Consider the following 19,357-nt stretch of genomic DNA (forward strand, 5'->3'; position numbering starts at 1 on the left):
TTATTCTACAGTGACGCTTTTCGCTAAATTACGCGGCTTATCAACATCTAGTCCTTTATCTTTAGCTGCAAAATATGCAAAAAATTGTGCTGTAACTACACTAACAAGTGGCGAAAGATAGTAATTAACTTCAGGTAAAACAATATCATCGGTAGGTTTAGCTAATGATTTACGTGCAATAGTAATAACGGTTGCACAGCGTGCAATTACCTCTTGAATGTTTCCCCGCATCAAATCCGCTGTGACAGAATCATTAATCAAAGCGATTACAGGTGTGCCTTTTTCAATCAATGAAATTGTGCCATGCTTTAATTCCGCTGCCGCAAAACCTTCTGTTTGAATATATGACACTTCTTTAAGTTTAAGGGCTGCCTCCAAAGCGACTGGATAATCAATCCCTCTGCCAATGTAGAAAGCATTGCGACTTGATATAATATCCTTCTGAGCGAGCTGCTCAATTTTTTTCTGATTCGAAATCACTTGTTCAATTCCTTCTGCAGCTAAAGCAAAATTCTTTTTCAAATCAAAAGCTGCAGCATCTTTAACACCTAATTTTTCTCCTAATGCCTTGGCAACCATAGCTTGAACGGCAACTTGGGCAGTATAAGCTTTAGTTGAAGCTACAGCAATCTCAGGCCCTGCTTCAAGTGACATAGCATAATTAGCTTCGCGTGCCAAAGTTGAATTGGGAACATTCGTCAAAGTTAGACTGGGAATGCCACGCTTAATCGCCTGTTGTAAGACAACGCGTGAATCAGCCGTTTCACCTGATTGCGATAAGAAAATAAAGAATGGGTGTTTTGACATCATTGGAAAATGGTAACCTGCTTCAGATGCAAATCCTACTTCAGTTGGGATCTTGGTCAGCTTCTCAAAAAGATGTTTACCAATTAAACCTGCATGGTAACTTGTACCAGCAGCAAAGATATACAGTCTATCTGTCTGAGATAGAGCATTAATAATTTTAGCATCTACTTTAGGGTCACCAGTTTGATCAAGATAATGTTGATCTAAGTGCCGTAAAACACTCGGCTGCTCACAAATTTCTTTAAGCATGTAGAATTCATAAGTGCCCTTAGAAGCAGCATTTTCATCAATATTTAACTCATAGTGCTGATGATCAACCTTTTGACCAGCAATAGTTTCAAGCTGATACCCATCTTGAGTAATGTCTCCAACCTCACCATCTTGTAAATCAACGAAAGTTTTGGTATGATCCAATACCGATAAGGCATCAGATGCGATAAAATTAAAGCCATTACCCAGTCCCAGCATCAAAGGAGATTTATTTTTAGCAATAAAAATATGATTTGGATTTTGATTGTCAATTAATAAAAGAGCATATGATCCCTTAATTAATTGTAGGGCCTGCTTTAGAGCCGTAAAGGCATCTTCATTTTTTTCACGAGCAAATTTACTAACTAATTGAACTATTACCTCGGTATCAGTGTCAGACTTAAAGGTAACATCATTTAAGTATTGCTTTTTTATTTCTTGGTAATTTTCAATTACGCCATTATGAACCAGATAAAAGCGTTCGGTTTCATCAAATTGGGGATGAGCATTAGATTCAGTGGGCTTACCATGTGTTGCCCAACGAGTATGACCAATTCCAATCATACCCTGCTCTTCTGGAGTCATTTTGTTCTTCAAGTCCTCAATACGACCAGCAGTTTTAGTTAAATATTTTTTTCCTGCCAAATCATTGAGGTAAATTCCTGCAGAATCATATCCGCGATATTCAAGCTTAGACAACCCATTTAAAACAATTTCTCTAGCAGACTTTCCAACTATGCCAACAATTCCACACATATTCTTCTCCTTTGGTCTAGTAAAAATAATCAATTTGGATTAATTAGTTAATTCAACTTAATTATGGAATAATAGCCTTTTTTAATAAATTGGTCAAGCAATATTTTAAAAATTGGTCTATACAATAATGTAAAATTACTATTACTAACACAAAAGTTTGCCCAAATAAGTGATGAAAATCTTAAATTGAGGCCGGTTAAACAGTTATACCTTTAAATAAGCATATGCTTAAGCTGTTGTGTAAAATACAAAAGTGATATTTAAGTATTATTCAGAAAAAAGCGGGCTTCTTGCTATCTTTTTTGTTTTACGTGAAGTTGTCATTCTTAATAGACAATTTAATAGCTAGCTATTAGAATTTAAGGATAAAGGGGTAATTACAATGAAAATTAACAAAAAATTGTTTATTAGCTTAGTAGCTGGAATATTGACAACAACAGCTATAGCAGCTACTACAACTAATATTGCTCAAGCTCAAACTACTACTTCAAATGTAAATTCTGAGCAAGGCAAGCTAACCTTGAATCATAAGACGCGTGTTTATAACAAAAAGGGTAAGAAAAAATATTCTTATCTTAAAACGAATGAATTGCTAAAAAAGGGTGCTTCAGTAAGATACGTTGGCAAAATTAAAGCCTTATCTGATCCAGATACTAAACGTTATTCCTTTAATGATAAAGATATGAACTGGTATTATCTACCATATAAGACAATTAAAGGTAAACAATACTACAATATCGGTCATGGTGGTTGTATTAAAGTTATAAATGTTGAAAGTATCAATGGAAATAAGCTATTTACTAATTATGCTACTGTTACAATAGCTTCTTGGCCGTTTTCTTCTGATAAAGATTTTACAAAAGCAAATCTTGTTAATAATAAAGGTGAATTTACCGATAAATATGTTAAAAAGGGTACAAAACTAGTGGTTGATCGTCGCAGTAATAGAGAAGAACTAGCAGGGACGACTAAAATTGATATGCTTGATAATGAGTGGTTCTAGAAGTATTCCGCATAAAAAACAATAAAAATCTGTTTGTTTTAAGAGACGACCTTAAAACGCAGCCTCGCCAGCAACTAATACCGTATACTAATATCATGCATGTAAGATTTGTGAATGACGCATATCTTTATAATACAAAAGGAGAATTTGCGGACGATTCATGGTTCAGTTCAGGTGATACGGTTTCGGTTACAAGTTTAAGATATATGGGTTCCAGCAGATAAAAAAGCATAGCTGTTTTATGAAGTTTTAGATTCACCTTCATCAGTGTTAAACTGTGATTTTGTAAAAGTTTCTACTGCTAAATATACTTTTGGCAATCATTTAAAGCCAGTGAATACAGCAGCTGATGTCACGCCAGCCAACATAGAAAAAGATGTAAAAGAATAATACAAATATTTTTGAGTAAAGTTTGTATAATAAGACCCCAAAATTGAAGTCAATTTTGGGGTCTTATTATTATTTACCTGCTTTTTAGCTCAAAAATGCAATGGGTTTATTTTACTTACACGCCCATTTCCTTTTCAACTACATCAGTTATTCTCTTCACATAGGCATCAGTTTCCTCTTGGGTTGGTCCTTCAGCCATTACACGCAAAAGTGACTGTGTTCCGGAAGGTCGCACTAATACTCTACCATCGTCACCCATATCGTTTTCAACCTCTTTTATTACATCTAAAATAGGTTGATGCTCTTTCCAGGATTTCTTATCTTTTACCGGAACGTTTACCAGACACTGTGGATATTCTTTAAAATCAGTTAGTAACTCAGTTAGAGTTTTGCCAGTTCTTTTCATCACTAACATCAAATGTAAACCTGTCAACATTCCGTCACCTGTATTATGATAATCACTCATAATCACGTGACCAGATTGTTCTCCACCTAAATTATAACCATGCGCACGCATTTCTTCTGAAACATATCGGTCGCCCACTTGAGTCCGAACATTTTTAATACCACGTCTTTGCAACGCTTTAGTAAATCCCAGATTACTCATTACAGTGGTAACGATTGTATCTTTTTTCAAACGGCCACCATCTTCCATATAGCTGCCAAGTATATACATAATATGGTCACCATCAACCTCGTGACCATTTTCATCGACAGCGATACAACGATCAGCATCACCGTCAAATGCAAGACCAAGTTGTGCGCCCTGTTTCACTACTTCTTCCTGCAGTTTTTCAGTATGAGTGGCTCCAACGTGATCATTAATGTTAAGGCCATCGGGATGAATAGCAATAGTAATGAAGTCAACACCACAATCAGCAAATAACCGAGAAATTAGGCTGCTGGCGGCACCATTTGCACCATCGATCACAACCTTAATACCACTAAGGTCTTCAGGAATAGTATTTTCAATAAACTGTAAATATTTGGCACTACCTTCATGAAAATCGGTGACAGAACCTAGTCCTTTAGCAGAAGGTCGAGGTAAACTATCTTTAGGGGCATCAATCAATTTTTCAATTTCGCCTTCCATTTCGTCCGACAATTTCAAACCATCGCTGCCAAAGAACTTAATACCATTATCTTCAACAGGATTATGGGAAGCAGAAATCTGAACACCTGCATCAGCGCCTTGAGCACGAACTAGATACGATAATCCCGGTGTAGTAATTACACCTACCTCCAAGACCTCAATTCCAACAGAAAGAAGTCCTGATATCAAGGCGTATTCCAACATCTGCCCAGAAATTCTCGTATCACGAGAAACCAAAACTTTGGCCTGTTCTTCTTTAGACTTGTTTTTTGTTAAGACGTAACCACCGTCTCGCCCTAACTTAAATGCCAACTCAGGAGATAGATCTTGATTAGCGACCCCACGTACACCATCAGTGCCAAAATATTTTAACATTACTAAACAACCTTTCTTTCTTATTTATCAACATTTTGTGTGTCTTTTGTATTTTCTACCTTTATATCAACATTGATTTGCCTTGGATTCGATTTAACTACACCGTCAGGTAAATTGAAAGTAATAGTTTTGGTAGCAGAAACGTTAACAGAACCTAAATCAACGGGAACTTTCAAGCGCTTAACTTTAGCCAGAGCATCTTCATTGCCATATAAAGTTACGTATTTGGTTTTAGCAGTCAGTGAGTAAATTTTATTTGTTTTTTCATGTTCTGGTTCAAGCTGAACTTTTACTACTTTTTTTGCCGTTGTGATAGGTATTGTTACTTTAGCAGTTGCAGGATCAATTATTACATTCAACTGTCTTCCCTTATTATCTACTGCAATCAAGTTTACCTGTCGCTCATAAGTGTGATCAATACCATTAGGTAAAACCACCTTGGCAACAATCTGATCAATTTGATCAACTTCTGAGCGAGCCCCGGTTACCTCCACCTGTTGCGGGTAAACGCTGGAATGACCTCTCTGATAACCAGGAGCTACAGCACCTTTATTATACTCTATTTGTACAGGCATTGTAGTTGACTTACGTCGCTGAATGTCGACAGTAACATTTCGCGGCTTAACTGAATAAGATATTTGCTTATTAATACCATTAATATGAATTTTGACATTATGCTTACCAATGCTTTTTTTCGTCAAGTCAATGTAAGCTCTAAAATTTTGAGTATTAATAGTAGAAGTAACAAGTGCTGTAGACCCTTCCAAAGTAACACTAACTCTTTCGGGATAGCCCACAACGTAATACTTGTCCGTATCAACTGAAACCTGCAAAGGTACTTTGATTGTTTCAGTCTTATTAGCAGTTTGCTTTGTCTTTTCAGTTTGTCCCTGAGATAAAAATCCTTCTTGGGTGGAATTGACATAAATAACCAATAAAACTGCAATTAAAAGGGAGACCAGCCTGATAAACCAAGATTTTTTCCAAAATTCTTTCATCGGTCAGCACCCCATTTCCATATTTTACGGATAATTTTTTGGTACCATTTATCATTATCATTTTTCTTTGGTACCAATTCAGCATTAAGATATTTTAGATATTCATCCCGAGTCATATCGACCATAAAGCGACCGTTACGGGTAATTGTTACTCCACCTGTTTCCTCAGAGACAACGACGGTAATTGCATCTGTCACTTCGGAAATACCAACAGCAGCTCGGTGACGGGTCCCCAACCTTTTAGGAATCATACTATTATCTGAAAGTGGTAAATAAGCAGCTGCCACTGCAATTTTGTGATCCTTGTTAATAATCACGGCACCATCGTGTAAAGGAGTATTAGGAATAAAAATGTTAATTAATAATTCTCCTGTGACATCAGCGTTAAGCTTGATTCCAGTTTCGATATAATCCTCTAGGCCAGTTTCCTGTTGGATAGTAATTAATGCCCCAATTCTTCTTTTCGACATATATTGAATGGCTTTATCAAGTTCATTAATGAATTTAATTGATTCGCTTCGGGCACTATCCTCGCGACCGCCAAAAATAGGCAGGCGTCCTAAATGTTCGAGACCACGTCTAATTTCTGGTTGAAAAATCACAATAATTCCAACTACAGACCAAGAAACAATTTGGTCAATCAGCCAAGTCGTAGTATGTAGTTGTAGTATCCCTGCAATAATGCGCACGATAAAAATCAGCACAATTCCCTTTGCTAACTGGACAGCCTTAGTTCCCCTGATTAAAATAACTAAGTGATAAACTACAAACCAGATAATCAGGACATCAAGAATTGTAGATAAGTTGCCCCAAGTAAAAATATGTGCTCCGCTAGTTTGCATAAATACTCCTTTCTCTAATGTGTGAACATAATAATTGTATCAGTTTACTCATCAGGCTCGCCAATAATTCTTACCTCAGTTTGTAAATCCAAACCAAACTGAGACTTGATTTTTGTTTGTATTAAATGAATTAAATTAAGGTAATCCGTCGCAGTAGCATTACCCTTATTCACAATAAATCCAGCGTGCTTGGTGGAATCTTGAGCGCCGCCTATTTGCTTTCCTTGCAAACCCGCCTTGATAATCATTGGGCCAACATAGTGACCATCTGGTCTTTTAAAAACACTGCCACATGAAGGATATTCAAGCGGCTGTTTATATTTACGCAAAGCATTAAGATAATTCATATCTGCTAAAATACGATTTTTGGCAGACTTTTTTAATGCAAAAACAGCCTTTATGACAATATCACCATTATCCTGAACTAATGAATGTCTATAAGAAAAATTCATTTCAGACAAAGAATGTTTTTTTATTTCTCCCCTACGCGTCATAACCTTGACGCTTTGAACAACATTACTAGTTTCACCCCCATAAGCACCGGCGTTCATGAAAACTGCACCGCCAACACTTCCTGGTATTCCAGCTGCAAATTCTAATCCACTTAGGCCATGATGTGCAGCTGTAAAAGCCGTATCCACAATAGTCGCTCCTGCTTGAGCAACAACCTGATTATCTTCAACCTTAATTTGGTTCATCGCGGTCAAAATTAGAACTAAACCTGAAATACCGCCATCACGTATTATTAAGTTAGAAGCATTGCCTATTACAGTTAAGGGAATTTCGTTATCATAAGCAGTAATTACTAAATCTCTTAATTCATTTTCATTGTGAGGAAAAGCAAGAAATTCAGCTGGACCTCCTGTTTTCGTAAATGTATATTTACTAAGTGGAACCTGTTTTTTTATTTCTAAACCTTTTTTGGTTAAATCTGATAACTTCAAAACCAAAATCCCCTTTTATCTAATCTTTTTCTATTTTACCTCATTCAGTTAAGACCTTCATCATATGTTATACTAAAATTAAAATTTAAAGGAGATAACATGAATTTTATTGCGATGGATTTCGAAACAGCCAACAGACATCCTGAAAGTGCCTGCTCTTTGGCCTTGGTAATGGTTCGGAACAACCAAATTGTAGATCGCTTTTATACTGTAATTAATCCGCAAATGCCTTTTGATGCACGCAATATTCAAATCCACGATATCACTGCAGAAGACGTTAAGGATGCCCCGACTATGGCCGAAGTCTGGCCTAAAATCAAAGCACTCTATCAGCCTGGGATGTTGGTTACAGCACACAATGCTCGTTTTGATACTAATGTAATGCGGCAAAGCTTAGCTCGCTATGATATTCCTGAACCACATTATTTCGTCATCGATACCTTGCAGACCAGCAAATTATTTGAACCCCAGCTGCCTAACCACAAACTGGATACAGTTTCTAAAGCTCTTAACGTGGAATTATGGCATCATCATAATGCTCTCAGTGATAGTGAAGCCTGCGCAGGAATTTTGATAGCACAAAATGAAAAATATGGAGACGAGGCTCTAAAAGGTTTGGTCTACCAAATATAAGCAAAAAAAGCAGGGTTAAAAACCCTACTTTTTTAGGTTAGTAGCTGCAAAATATTTTTGAGCCATTGTTTATATCTTTCACCCTTTGCCTCAAATTCAACTACTCGTTTAGTTGAAGACCAACTATCATCTACTCTTTTAATGGTAAGTTGTAAAAATTGCTTAGGAAGCTCTTTTTGGATTACGTCTGGCCATTCGATTACAACTATTCCCGGTTCAGACAAATAGTTAGTTAAATCGATTGAAGATAAATCATCATTTTCTAAGCGATAAAAATCCATATGAAATAATGGCAGCTTGGCCTCAGGATATTCCCTAACAATAGTAAACGTGGGACTTTTTACTGGTCGTTTAATTCCGAGTGCTCTGCCAATTCCCTGAGTCAAAGTCGTTTTGCCAGCACCGAGATCGCCATTTAACAGTAATAAGTCATGTGCCTGGGCAGTCTGAGCAATAGCTGCACCAAGCTCCTGCATTTTTTGAGCAGAATCAATACTAAGCTTCATTTTTCTCATCCCTTAATAGCGCCTGTGCAGCAGTTAAAATCGCGATATTGTAAACGTCCTGTGTACTGGCACCGCGTGACAGGTCGTTAACAGGTTTTTGTAATCCCTGCAAAATAGGACCAATAGCCGCAAAATTCCCCAAACGCTGAGCAATTTTATAAGAAATATTGCCAGATTGCAGTTCAGGAAATATGAAGACATTTGCTTGTCCCTTTATTGCGGAATCAGGAGCCTTTTGTGCCGCCACAGCAGGCACAAAAGCGGCATCGAATTGCAGTTCACCATCTGCTGAAATTTCAGGATGTTCTTTATGAAAAATTTCAGCAGCTTTCTTAACTTTGGTAACCATATCTCCTTTAGCTGAGCCTTTAGTTGAAAAACTCAAAAATGCAACTTTAGGATTAATATCAATCATTTTGGCAGTTTGAACGGATTGGTATGCAATTTCTGCTAATGTTTCACTATCTGGATCTAAATTAATAGCACAGTCTGCAAAAATATATTTCTCATCTTGGCGTTCCATAATGAAACTTCCAGAAACACGTTTCATCCCTTCAGAGGTATGGATCAACTGTAGAGCAGGTCTAACTGTTTCAGCGGTTGAATGAGTTGATCCAGATACCATGCCATTGGCAATACCCATTTCCACCAACATAGTACCAAAATAGTTTGGCTCATTTAATATTTCAGCAATATCAGCCTGCGAGACATTTTTTCTACGTGCCTTTATAAAACTCTGTACCATCGCTTTTTTGCTTTTATAGTGAATCGGATCAACTATTTCTAATTCGTTAAAAGCTAAATTGTTTTTGCGGATTTTATCAGTTATTATTCCGGTATTACCTAATAAAATAGGTTTAATAATATTTGCCAGGGATAACTGACTGGCTGCATTTAAAATACGTATGTCGTTTCCTTCCGGGAAAACTATCTGATACTTTTTTTCTGAGTTTTGTACCTTATTTTTTAACAAATCAAAAACGCTCATTTATCTCCTACCTATACTAAATCTGCTTGTGTAACCTTTGTGGGTAATTGCCAATCGATTGGGGTTTCGTCAAAATTTTTCAGCGCTTCATTACAACGCGAAAATGGTCTTGAACCAAAAAATCCCCTATCAGCTGAATATGGACTTGGATGAGCTGATTTAATCACAAAATTTTTGTCTTGGTCAATTAAAACGATTTTGTTTTGAGCGAAACGCCCCCACAAAATAAAGACCACTTTGCCACGATCACTCAAAGCTTTAATTGCGGCATCGGTCACGGCTTCCCAGCCCTTTCCCTGATGACCATTAGCATGACCGTATGGAACCGTCAAAACAGCATTTAACAATAATACTCCCTGATCTGCCCATTTTTTTAAGTAGCCGTGATTAACTGGACGGCAACCAACATCGTCATATAATTCTTTATAAATATTTTGAAGAGAAGGAGGCAATTTCACTCCCGGATTAACCGAAAAACTCATTCCAGTTGCCTGACCAGGATTATGATATGGATCTTGTCCTAAAATCACAACTTTCGTATTTGCGAACGAGGTTAGTTTGAAAGCAGTAAAAATATGATACATATCAGGATAAATTTTCTTTGTAGCATATTCTGTTTTTAAAAATTCATGTAATTGCTGATATTCTTTGCTTTCGAAAACGGGAGCTAATATTTCATCCCAGTCGTTACCAATAAACTTTTTCATTACTTCAACAGGCCTCTCTTTCACTAACTTTTATGGTATCATGAAATTAATTATCGATGTGGTGAAATTTAATACATTTTAGCTCTTTTTATTATCTAAAATTATAAAAGTAAGAATTTCTTCATATATGATAATATGGTAGATAAAGAAATGATTTGTAACTAGGAGGAGTTAATTATCTGTGATTAAATTAGTAGCTTGTGATTTAGACGGAACCCTTTTTAACAGCGATATGAGAATTTCAGACGAAAACGTGTCTGCAATTCGGGCAGCACAAAGAAATGGAATTGAATTTTTAGTAGCTACAGGGCGTGCACCACGGCAATCACGGAAAACTATTAGAGATTATGGCTTAAAAACGGGTTTTATTAATATCAATGGTGCCTTAGTATATGATGAAAATGATAATTTGCAGATTAAGCATAAATTGCCTAATGAGAAGGCACGTGTAATCGCAAATATTCTTGAACAAAACAATATTTATTTTGAATTAGTTACCGCCGAGCAAATATATTCAAGTGATATCAGTAAACGTGTGGTTAACTTAGCTCATGCACTAATGACTCTGAATCCAGGAGTAACTTTTAAAAAAGCAGTTGCAACTGCGGCTGGTAGTAACGCTATGTTTAGTATGACCTTGGAAAAAAACTTTGATAAGTTATTAACTAACCCCAAAACCGAAATTATGAAAATAATTGCTTTTGATGCACATGGACCTGCTGCTTTTACCAAAGTTAAAAAAGAAATTAAGGATGTAGACGGTGTTGTTGTGACATCAAGCTCTGCAGCTAACATTGAGATTAACGATATTAAAGCACAGAAAGGCCCTGCTCTTTTAGATTATGCCAGAAAAAAAGGTATCAAAACAGAGGAAGTAGCCGCAATCGGGGATAATCTCAATGATGCCAGTATGATTAGGGATGCAGGTGTTGGAGTAGCAATGGCAAACGCAGTACCCACTATTAAGAAATTGGCGCAAGTCAGAACTAAATCAAACAATGATAATGGAGTTGCTTATATTTTAAGGAAATTTATTAAAAATAACGCAAAAGAATAGAGGTGCTTAAATGCGCTACTTATTGGAATTAACTCAAAAACAGGAATATGGTCAAATACCTGTCGCAAATGAAAAAGACAAAATTGAATATATTATTCAAGGCAATTTAGATAATCCCAATCATACCCTGTACTTAAAAAAGTTTACTGGCAAAGAAATAGGACGGCTGTACACTGATGGTAATGGCATCATCTCTTCTTACACCATTGATGTGGTTAATCACTCTTTGGTTAAAGTTAAAAGGTTAAACAATAAGATAGCTAACCTTTTCTATGTTACTCGCTTAAACTACATAGTTACTGGCAGTATTAAAAAAGGAAGCTATAAATTTCTTTTTGGTGTCAAAAAAGTTGCCACTGTTAGGACAGTTGTTCGCAGTGAGGGGGTCGTTTTAATTTGTGATATTGATCGTCCTGAAGATGTACCCTTTATCCTATTGTGTGCCACGCTTTTTACTCAATGGCATACCACCCCGTTACGACTGCCAACTTTTCCACCCGTTGGTCGTAAATATAATGTTAATTTTAATTAAAAAGGCGCTACAGCTTAGCTAAACTGCTAGTAACGTTTTTTTAGGCTAGTTTACAAAATATTATTTTAATACCAAATTTTTGAAGGAAAAGTTAGCAACTTCTGCACTTCGATGTGAAACAACAATTATGGTTTCCACCCTATTTAATAATTTTTGCAATAAATTTTGTGCTGTTTTCAGGTCAATACTGGAAAAGCTCTCATCCAGTAAAATTAATTTACCCTTAGTATCGATTAGTCTAGCTAACGCAATACGTTGAGTTTGACCGCCAGATAAGGAATTATAATGCCAATTTTCATTAACTTCAAAATCTTGTTTTACCCTATCTAGACTTGCTTTATTATAGTTTCGTCCCAGCAAGATATTATAATTAATACTGCGAGGAAACACTGTCACTGTCTGGGGCAGATAGATAATTATTGAGTTTATTACGTTACGGGGTATAACAGTAATATTGATCCCATTCAGTAAAATTTCGCCTTTAGTAGGAGTAAGTTGACCCGTTGCCAATTTCAATAAGGTAGATTTACCCCGGCCAGAAATCCCATTTAATTTATAAAAATCACCTTTTTTAAAGACATAAGAAAAATTATGCAGAATTTTTTCTTTTGCATTAGGATATGAAAAGGTGACATTTTTAAATTCCAGTGACTGAAACTCCATTGAAAAATTAGTTTTAGCAAAATTGTCATTTTTACTCTCCCTATGTTTCTTCAATTCATTAAATTTAGCAAAAATACTGGAAGTAGAAAGCAATTGTGCAAAGTAACGATTAATAATTCCGGCAGAGTCAAAAACCTTAGTAGCTAATTCAGCCGTGGACAAAATAGCACCTGCACTAATTTTTCCTTGAAAATGAAGAAGCCCTGTAATACCTAGAATAAGAAGTTGACTACCAATATTGATTACACCTGTAATAATATCCACAGCGGAACGTCTGACAGTGTTATGTACATTTGCCTGCTTTAAACTTTGTGATCCCGTCGCAACTAACTTCTTGATTTCACCCAAAGCGTTAAAAGCGTAAAGAGTATCATAGCCGTGTAAACCGCTACTAGTAAATTTTAAAAAATTTTCGTTAGCCTGAGAAATTTTAGTAACCCCTGCTGTCAGAAATCTTTTGCAGAAACGCGGGACTAATATAATCACTAAAACTAACAAAATAGCTGCAAGAAATAAAATATTGCTATAAAGGTATAAAGCTATTAACGCAAAAATTGCATTACCGCTAAAACGTACTATTAGAAAAAAGGTATTAAGACCTTCTTTTTGAATTAAATTGACGTCATTTTGCAGGTAAGATTCATAATAATCCACTGGATTTTGTTTAAATTCATTTTGAGGAAGTTTAATTAGACTAGTAACTATGTCATTGCGAATATTGCCGAGAATATCTTGTGTAACTGTTTCTTGAATATAACTTTCCAGAAAAGAAATAAGAAACGTGAGAAACCAAAGTAAAAAGATCATTACCAACATGCTAACAAAAGGCCTAATTTTACCGGCAATTAAATAATTTGCCAGTACGGCCATTTTGGTAGCAGCCAAAACTTGCAACACAGAATTTACTAAAAGTAATAGACAAGCTGTTATAACTGCAAATGCATGTTTTTTGAGATAATGATACATTTTGGCCCTCCTTTATTGTTTCTAATGGCAGTAAAACAATTTTAACTGTTTATTTAATTATTCTTTAATTTATTAGCAATATTAACAAATTAAATTATGTTAGACAAGATACAATTGTAATCGTGCCCCATATTGGCTCAATACAATAAAAAACGTCCCTAAAATTAATAATTAGTTTTAAGAACGTTTATCTAAGTATGGTTTAAATTTGTTTATCGTATGCTAGTTTTTCTTTTTCGAAACTTAACAATTGGTCATCAAAATGATCAATTTTATAATTTAGATAATTAACTGTTTTTTTAATATTTTTAATTTCTTCATCTAACTGATTTCGTTGCTTAATTAGTAATTGCTTTCGTCTTTCTGCGGTTGAATTATTTTCCATATATAAATCTACAAATTCTTTTAATTTTTTGATAGACATCCCCGCATTACGTAAAACCATAATGTAAAAAATCCAGTTTTGCTCCTTTGTGTCATACACGCGATAGCCATTTTCGTCCCTTTTAACAGTAGGTATCAACTTCTCTTTTTCCCAGTAACGTAATGTATCTTTAGATAAGCCAAATTTTTTACTAATTTCGTTTATTGTCAAAATTCGTTTTCCTTTAATCAACATTTCTAATTAAATCATGAATATTTCTCACTGCTGCTGGATCACGATGATCAAAAAACTGACTTTCATTTTTATCCAGATTTTTTATTTGTGCCATTTCTGCTGGATTTAATTCAAAATCAAAAATTTTACTGTTTTCTACCAAGCGATCGTGATGAATTGATTTTGGAATTACTACTATTCTTCTTTGAACTAACCAGCGTAAGATAACTTGACCAGTTGTTTTATGATGATCTGCAGCTATCTGCCTAATTAACGAATTAGTAAACACATGATGCTTTCCTTCCGCGAAAGGTGCCCAAGCTTCGGGTTGAATTTTATTTTCTTGGAGGAAAGAAACCTCTTTTGCTTCTTGCATCCAAGGATTAATTTCAATTTGGTTAACAGCAGGACGAATATCATTATACAAACTTAAATCGAGAACACGGTCTGGTGAAAAATTAGAAACCCCAATTGCTCTGATAATTCCGGCCTTATATGCTTCTTCCATTGCACGCCAGGAACCATAAACATCACCATAAGGCTGATGTATTAGATACAGATCTAAATAATCAAGCTGTAATTTTCTTAGAGAAGTGGCAATTGCCCGTTTGGTTGCCTCATAACCTGTATCAGATACCCATAATTTAGTGGTGATAAACAAATCAGTTCTATCAACTCCACTGTTTTTAATGGCCTTTCCTACCGCCTCTTCATTACCATAGGATGAAGCTGTATCGATCAGACGATATCCTATTCTAATTGCATCCTCAACTACATTTTCAGCCATAGTCAGGTTAGTTATTTGAAAAGCGCCTATACCTAGAGTAGGCATTGATATGCCATTATTTAGTGTTGTTTCTTTCATTTTGGTACTCCTTTATCATTTTGAAATAAAGTGTATACCTTAGAGTTAGCTCCATAGCAAGGATTTTTCTAATACTGAGCTTGATTCCTATTCTTGCAGTTTTTTAACTATTAAATTTGCTAATAGGTTATATCCTTCTTTTCCAAAATGTAAGCCGTCATCCAATTGCCCTTTACAGAGTGTTGTTAAATTGCCATGATCAATCATAGCTTGGAATAGATTAATAAAATTTAAATTGTACGTTTCTGCTAACTTGATCAGCTCAGCAGTATAAACAGCAATTTCACGGTTGGTCCGCTTATTTTGCCTATTTTGATCAACAGCAGGAGGGGAAATTAAAATTACATTTTGTGGATAATATAAACAAATTATGCTAGATATAATAAGAGCCATGTTTCTCTTGAATTGAGCGATAGGTACCCGCTTGTGTTTTGCTATATCGTTTGTCCCTAAAAGCAATACCAATTTATCGCAGCGTTCAACTTTTAGGATCAAATCTGGCAGTAATGCATAAAAAGCTCCCGAATTTACTCCGGAAACTGCAGTATTGACAATCTCAATATCTGGTATTTTTGCTTTAATTGCATTATTAATACGAGGTGATTTTAAACCTTCTTTGCGAGCAATAATGCTATCGCCTGTTAATAATAGTTTCACTTTTTCTCCTTCTTAAAACTAAAAACTGTAATCACAATTAGTTGAGACTACAGTTTCAATAATTAACGTGGGTTAACTTTACTATATTTCATATCTTTAAATTCAAATGCACTATACTTATTTGTTATAGATTTTGTTTTAAAAAATTGGTTAGTTACTAAACCATCTTCTGGATTACTTTGAAATAAAACTTTATGTTTTTTACCAGCTATTTTTTCAGTCTTAACTGTGAAAGCATTTCCGTTTTTAGTTGTCTTTTCCTGTACCGGACTTAGTATGATCCACTTACTCCCATGCATTTTTTTACTAGATACCCGTAAATATTTTGCTAAAATGCTCTGATTTTCCTCTTGCCAAGCTGAAGGCATTTCCCAAGGATATTTCTTTGTGCCTTTGACCCTTCCGACTTTAATTACTTTAAAATAATCATTAGTTAGAGGCATATTGATCGCAGACGCATGAATACTCATTGGATTGGGGGTAAAATTGTTGTTGCTATACCACTTGCCACGCCAGGTTTTGGGAAATTTAAATTGTTTTGCAAAACCATATTTGTTTTTCTTGGTTTGCGCAGCCTGCACGGTTTTTGGTTGAACACTTGCAAGTGGCACTGTCATAGGTATAGCTAAGCCTGCTAATGCAAATATAGTAATAATTTTTTTAGCCATTTTTCTCTCCTGTAAAAAAATATTGTGTTTTTATTTATAGTAATAATTATAAACTGGTTGGTTGTATAAAGTAATTCAATTTATTAAAAAAACTAATTCCTTAATTGAGAATTAGTTTTAAAATCACTTATTTACTTTACTTAATACTGGTTAAATGAAGGTGCATAAGTTTCACCCTTAAAATTATAGTGTTGATATTTTTGCGCTAATTTTGGTGAACGGAAGAATTGATCAGTGATCTCACCTGTTTTGGGATTAGCTAAGAATATTACTTGTTGAGTTTTACCAGCAACTTTTTCATTCCTTAATCTAAAAGCAAAGCCAATTTCAATATTGTTTTCATCTATTGGACTAAAGACAATCCATTTTTTATTGCTAATCTTATTAGTGGTTACTCTACCTAAATGTTTGAAAATTTTGTCATGCTTGGTAAACCAACTTTGAGGCATTTGCCATAAGTATTTATTGGTACCTTTTACTTTACCTGCTGAAACCAATTCAACATATTCTCCGGTCCAAGGCGTATTGAAACCGTTCTTTTTGACGGTCATTTTGCTTAACTTATCATGGGTAATACTATACCATTTACCACGCCATGATTTAGGAAACTTAAAGTCTCTCTTAAAGCCATATTTTGTTTTGTTAGTAGAAATTTTGGCATTTTTAGAAGTATTTGCCGCTTGAACCAAATTAGTCTGGTTAACACTAATTCCACTTGTTGCAGCTAAAGCAGCAACAACAACTGCCCAAGTAATTGTTTTACGTAATTTCATAAACTTTACCTCCCATATTGGAATTATTTCATCCTATTATGGACACGCATTATGATAAAAGCAAGCGATAGTGGAAATATTAAACAAAAAAGTCTCTGAAAAATCAGAGACTTATTTTATCGTATACAGTTAAAAATTAATCTTGATAATTTACTAATTCTAAGAATGAATCAGGTTTAAGTGAAGCACCACCGACTAAACCACCATCAATATCAGGTTTAGCCATTAATTCTTTAACATTGCCAGGATTTACAGAACCACCGTATTGAATTCTGACATTCTCTGCAGTTTCTTCACTATATAAATCCTTGACAGTATCACGAATAGTCTTGCACATTTCTTCAGCTTGATCAGAACTGGCAGTCTTACCGGTACCAATAGCCCAGATTGGTTCATAAGCAATAACTAAACTAGCCACTTGACCAGCAGATAAGCCAGCAAGTGCAGCCTTGATTTGACTAACAACCCAATCTTCTTGCTTATTAGCTTCACGTGTTTCAAGTGATTCACCACAACAAATAATTGGGGTAATGCCGTTAGCAAATAAAGCCTTGGCTTTCTTGTTAATGTCATCATCTGTTTCATGGAAATAGCCACGACGTTCAGAGTGACCAATAATACAATAGTTCATGCCCATTTCTTTTAAAACTTTAGGTGAAGTTTCACCAGTGAAGGCACCTTCATCTTCAAAATAAGCATTTTCTGCACCGACGCGCAGGTTTGAACCAGCAGCTGCGTTTGCTAAACTTTCAAGATCGACGGCAGGAGCACAAATTAGTGCTTCAACCTTACTTGCTTCTGGCAATTTATCCTTTACAGCAGCAACAAATTCAGTTGTTTGTTTAGGATTCATATGTAATTTCCAGTTACCAGCAATAATTGGTGTACGCATGTAAATAATGTCCTTTCTTAAAGTTTACTTGTCTGAAATACAGGCAATTCCTGGTAATTCCTTACCTTCAAGGTATTGTAGGGAAGCTCCACCACCAGTTGAGATGTGGGTAATCTTTGGAGCAATACCAAGTTGTTTAGCAGCTGCTGTCGAGTCACCACCACCGATAATAGTAGTAGCATCAGTCAAATCAGCAAGGGCCTTACCAACTTCCAATGTACCTTCAGCAAAGTTTGACATTTCAAAGGCACCCATTGGTCCGTTCCAAACAACAGTCTTAGCATCTTTTAAAACATCTTTGAACTTAGCAACAGTCTTAGGACCTATATCAAGACCCATCATGTTTTCTGGAATGTCATCGCCGACAACTTTACGAGCAGCATCGTTTGAAAACTCAGTTGCTGCAACATTGTCAACAGGTAATACAATCTTACCATCAGCGTCTTTCAACAATTTTTTAGCAAGATCAACTTTATCTGGTTCAAACAATGATTTACCAATTTCATGACCTTGGGCTGCTAAGAAAGTATAAGCCATACCACCACCAATTAAAATGTGGTCTGATTTAGGAATAAGGTTGGTAATAACATCAATCTTGTCTGAAACCTTAGCACCACCCAAAATGGTAACAAATGGGTGTACAGGGTTAGCAACAGCATCGCCCAAGAATTTGATTTCCTTTTCCATTAAGAAACCTGCAGCAACAGGCTTGCCATCTTTCTTCATAGCTTCAGCGATACCAACATTGGATGCGTGACTTCTATGAGCAGTACCAAAAGCATCGTTAACATACATGTCACCTAATGAAGCCCAGTATTCACCCAGTTTAGGATCATTTTTGCTTTCACGCTTGCCAAAGTCATTGTCAATATCTTGGAAACGAGTGTTTTCTAGAACAGCAACATCACCGTCTTGCATCTTGGCAACGGCATCTTCAACTTCTTTACCTTCGTTAGCTGGAACAAAGGTAACTGGTTTCTTTAAGAGTTCGCTTAAACGCTCAGCAACTGGCTTTAGAGACAATTCTTTCTTATCATCATCTGACTTTACACGCCCCAAGTGACTAAGCAAAATTGCCTTACCACCATTTTCAATGATGTATTTAATGGTAGGAAGGGCAGCAACAATTCTGTTGTCATCTCCAATAACACCATCTTTAATTGGCACGTTAAAATCAACACGAACTAAAACCTTTTTGTCTTTTACATCAAGGTCAGAAACAATTAATTTAGCCATCTATATCCTCCGATAACTTAATTATTTTTATTTTGAAAAAAAGGCGGAAGGAAGAATTTCCCTCCGCCTTCTCTTTCACCACTTAACAGTAATCAAATATTACAGATTAAAGAGTAGCAAATTTCAACAAAGTACGAACCATTTGGCAAGTGAATGAGT

General features: G+C 35.6%; 21 protein-coding genes. 5 read left to right on the forward strand and 16 right to left on the reverse strand.

Annotated features, from left to right (window positions below):
• Window positions 1–1,812 carry a glutamine--fructose-6-phosphate transaminase (isomerizing) gene (gene glmS, locus Q0K80_RS03195; protein ID WP_294603048.1) on the reverse strand — a complete coding sequence of 604 codons (1,812 nt, stop codon included), beginning with the start codon at window positions 1,810–1,812 and terminating at the stop codon, window positions 1–3.
• Between the two features lie 382 nt (window positions 1,813–2,194).
• On the opposite strand from glmS, the gene Q0K80_RS03200 reads away from it, so the two are divergent.
• Window positions 2,195–2,815: an SLAP domain-containing protein gene (locus Q0K80_RS03200; protein WP_294603050.1), complete on the forward strand. Its 621-nt coding sequence runs from the start codon at window positions 2,195–2,197 to the stop codon at window positions 2,813–2,815.
• Window positions 2,806–3,039: a hypothetical protein gene (locus Q0K80_RS03205; RefSeq protein WP_294603053.1), complete on the forward strand. Its 234-nt coding sequence runs from the start codon at window positions 2,806–2,808 to the stop codon at window positions 3,037–3,039. The genes Q0K80_RS03200 and Q0K80_RS03205 overlap by 10 nt, the downstream gene beginning before the upstream one ends.
• 281 nt (window positions 3,040–3,320) lie before the next feature.
• Here Q0K80_RS03205 and glmM read toward each other — a convergent pair whose 3' ends face one another.
• From glmM to murB, 4 genes are read right to left on the reverse strand one after another with little or no spacing between them, the layout of a single operon-like run.
• On the reverse strand, window positions 3,321–4,673 hold the full coding sequence (gene glmM / locus Q0K80_RS03210; RefSeq protein ID WP_294603055.1) for a phosphoglucosamine mutase: 1,353 nt from the start codon (window positions 4,671–4,673) through the stop codon (window positions 3,321–3,323).
• Window positions 4,674–4,693: 20 nt separating this feature from the next.
• Window positions 4,694–5,671, reverse strand: a complete 978-nt coding sequence (locus Q0K80_RS03215; RefSeq protein ID WP_294603063.1) for a CdaR family protein — start codon at window positions 5,669–5,671, stop codon at window positions 4,694–4,696.
• Window positions 5,668–6,513 carry a diadenylate cyclase CdaA gene (cdaA, locus tag Q0K80_RS03220; protein ID WP_294603068.1) on the reverse strand — a complete coding sequence of 282 codons (846 nt, stop codon included), beginning with the start codon at window positions 6,511–6,513 and terminating at the stop codon, window positions 5,668–5,670. Before cdaA ends, Q0K80_RS03215 begins: the two co-directional genes overlap by 4 nt.
• Before the next feature lie 44 nt (window positions 6,514–6,557).
• Window positions 6,558–7,457: a UDP-N-acetylmuramate dehydrogenase gene (gene murB / locus Q0K80_RS03225; RefSeq protein ID WP_294603071.1), complete on the reverse strand. Its 900-nt coding sequence runs from the start codon at window positions 7,455–7,457 to the stop codon at window positions 6,558–6,560.
• 99 nt (window positions 7,458–7,556) lie between these two features.
• On the opposite strand from murB, the gene Q0K80_RS03230 reads away from it, so the two are divergent.
• Window positions 7,557–8,090 (forward strand): 3'-5' exonuclease, encoded by a 534-nt coding sequence (locus Q0K80_RS03230; RefSeq protein ID WP_110445887.1) that lies wholly within the window; start codon window positions 7,557–7,559, stop codon window positions 8,088–8,090.
• Window positions 8,091–8,122: 32 nt separating this feature from the next.
• On the opposite strand, the gene tsaE is transcribed toward Q0K80_RS03230, so the two are convergent.
• The 3 genes from tsaE to Q0K80_RS03245 are packed head-to-tail and all read right to left on the reverse strand — an operon-like array spanning window position 8,123 to window position 10,291.
• Window positions 8,123–8,596: a tRNA (adenosine(37)-N6)-threonylcarbamoyltransferase complex ATPase subunit type 1 TsaE gene (gene tsaE, locus Q0K80_RS03235; RefSeq protein WP_294603075.1), complete on the reverse strand. Its 474-nt coding sequence runs from the start codon at window positions 8,594–8,596 to the stop codon at window positions 8,123–8,125.
• Window positions 8,586–9,584: a phosphate acetyltransferase gene (gene pta, locus Q0K80_RS03240; protein ID WP_294603077.1), complete on the reverse strand. Its 999-nt coding sequence runs from the start codon at window positions 9,582–9,584 to the stop codon at window positions 8,586–8,588. Before pta ends, tsaE begins: the two co-directional genes overlap by 11 nt.
• Window positions 9,585–9,595: 11 nt before the next feature.
• Window positions 9,596–10,291, reverse strand: a complete 696-nt coding sequence (locus Q0K80_RS03245) for a uracil-DNA glycosylase (protein WP_294603080.1) — start codon at window positions 10,289–10,291, stop codon at window positions 9,596–9,598.
• A gap of 181 nt (window positions 10,292–10,472) precedes the next feature.
• Between Q0K80_RS03245 and Q0K80_RS03250 the strand changes: the two genes are divergently transcribed.
• Both Q0K80_RS03250 and Q0K80_RS03255 read left to right on the forward strand, forming a co-directional pair.
• The gene (locus Q0K80_RS03250) at window positions 10,473–11,348 is read left to right on the forward strand and encodes a Cof-type HAD-IIB family hydrolase (RefSeq protein WP_294603081.1); all 876 of its coding nucleotides are present in this window, start codon (window positions 10,473–10,475) and stop codon (window positions 11,346–11,348) included.
• Window positions 11,349–11,358: 10 nt separating this feature from the next.
• Entirely contained in the window at window positions 11,359–11,880 is a 522-nt protein-coding gene (locus Q0K80_RS03255) for a hypothetical protein (protein WP_294603086.1), read from the forward strand.
• A gap of 60 nt (window positions 11,881–11,940) precedes the next feature.
• Here Q0K80_RS03255 and Q0K80_RS03260 read toward each other — a convergent pair whose 3' ends face one another.
• The 8 genes from Q0K80_RS03260 to Q0K80_RS03295 form a co-directional block, all read right to left on the reverse strand.
• Window positions 11,941–13,509: an ABC transporter ATP-binding protein gene (locus Q0K80_RS03260; RefSeq protein WP_294603089.1), complete on the reverse strand. Its 1,569-nt coding sequence runs from the start codon at window positions 13,507–13,509 to the stop codon at window positions 11,941–11,943.
• 202 nt (window positions 13,510–13,711) lie between these two features.
• The gene (locus Q0K80_RS03265; protein ID WP_294603092.1) at window positions 13,712–14,104 is read right to left on the reverse strand and encodes a MerR family transcriptional regulator; all 393 of its coding nucleotides are present in this window, start codon (window positions 14,102–14,104) and stop codon (window positions 13,712–13,714) included.
• Window positions 14,105–14,117: 13 nt separating this feature from the next.
• Window positions 14,118–14,972 (reverse strand): aldo/keto reductase, encoded by an 855-nt coding sequence (locus Q0K80_RS03270; RefSeq protein WP_294603095.1) that lies wholly within the window; start codon window positions 14,970–14,972, stop codon window positions 14,118–14,120.
• Between the two features lie 87 nt (window positions 14,973–15,059).
• Complete coding sequence (locus Q0K80_RS03275; protein ID WP_294603098.1) at window positions 15,060–15,629, reverse strand: GDSL-type esterase/lipase family protein; 570 nt, start codon at window positions 15,627–15,629, stop codon at window positions 15,060–15,062.
• 62 nt (window positions 15,630–15,691) lie between these two features.
• A complete protein-coding gene (locus tag Q0K80_RS03280; RefSeq protein WP_294603101.1) occupies window positions 15,692–16,297 on the reverse strand; it encodes a hypothetical protein in 606 nt (201 codons plus the stop codon).
• Window positions 16,298–16,437: 140 nt separating this feature from the next.
• Window positions 16,438–17,070 (reverse strand): hypothetical protein, encoded by a 633-nt coding sequence (locus Q0K80_RS03285; protein WP_294603105.1) that lies wholly within the window; start codon window positions 17,068–17,070, stop codon window positions 16,438–16,440.
• A gap of 136 nt (window positions 17,071–17,206) precedes the next feature.
• On the reverse strand, window positions 17,207–17,962 hold the full coding sequence (gene tpiA, locus Q0K80_RS03290) for a triose-phosphate isomerase (protein ID WP_294603107.1): 756 nt from the start codon (window positions 17,960–17,962) through the stop codon (window positions 17,207–17,209).
• Between the two features lie 24 nt (window positions 17,963–17,986).
• A complete protein-coding gene (locus tag Q0K80_RS03295) occupies window positions 17,987–19,198 on the reverse strand; it encodes a phosphoglycerate kinase (protein WP_265892742.1) in 1,212 nt (403 codons plus the stop codon).
• Window positions 19,199–19,357 lie beyond the last annotated feature (159 nt).

The sequence above is a fragment of the uncultured Lactobacillus sp. genome, assembly GCF_945290125.1.
Classification (GTDB): Bacteria; Bacillota; Bacilli; order Lactobacillales; family Lactobacillaceae; genus Lactobacillus; species Lactobacillus rizhaonensis.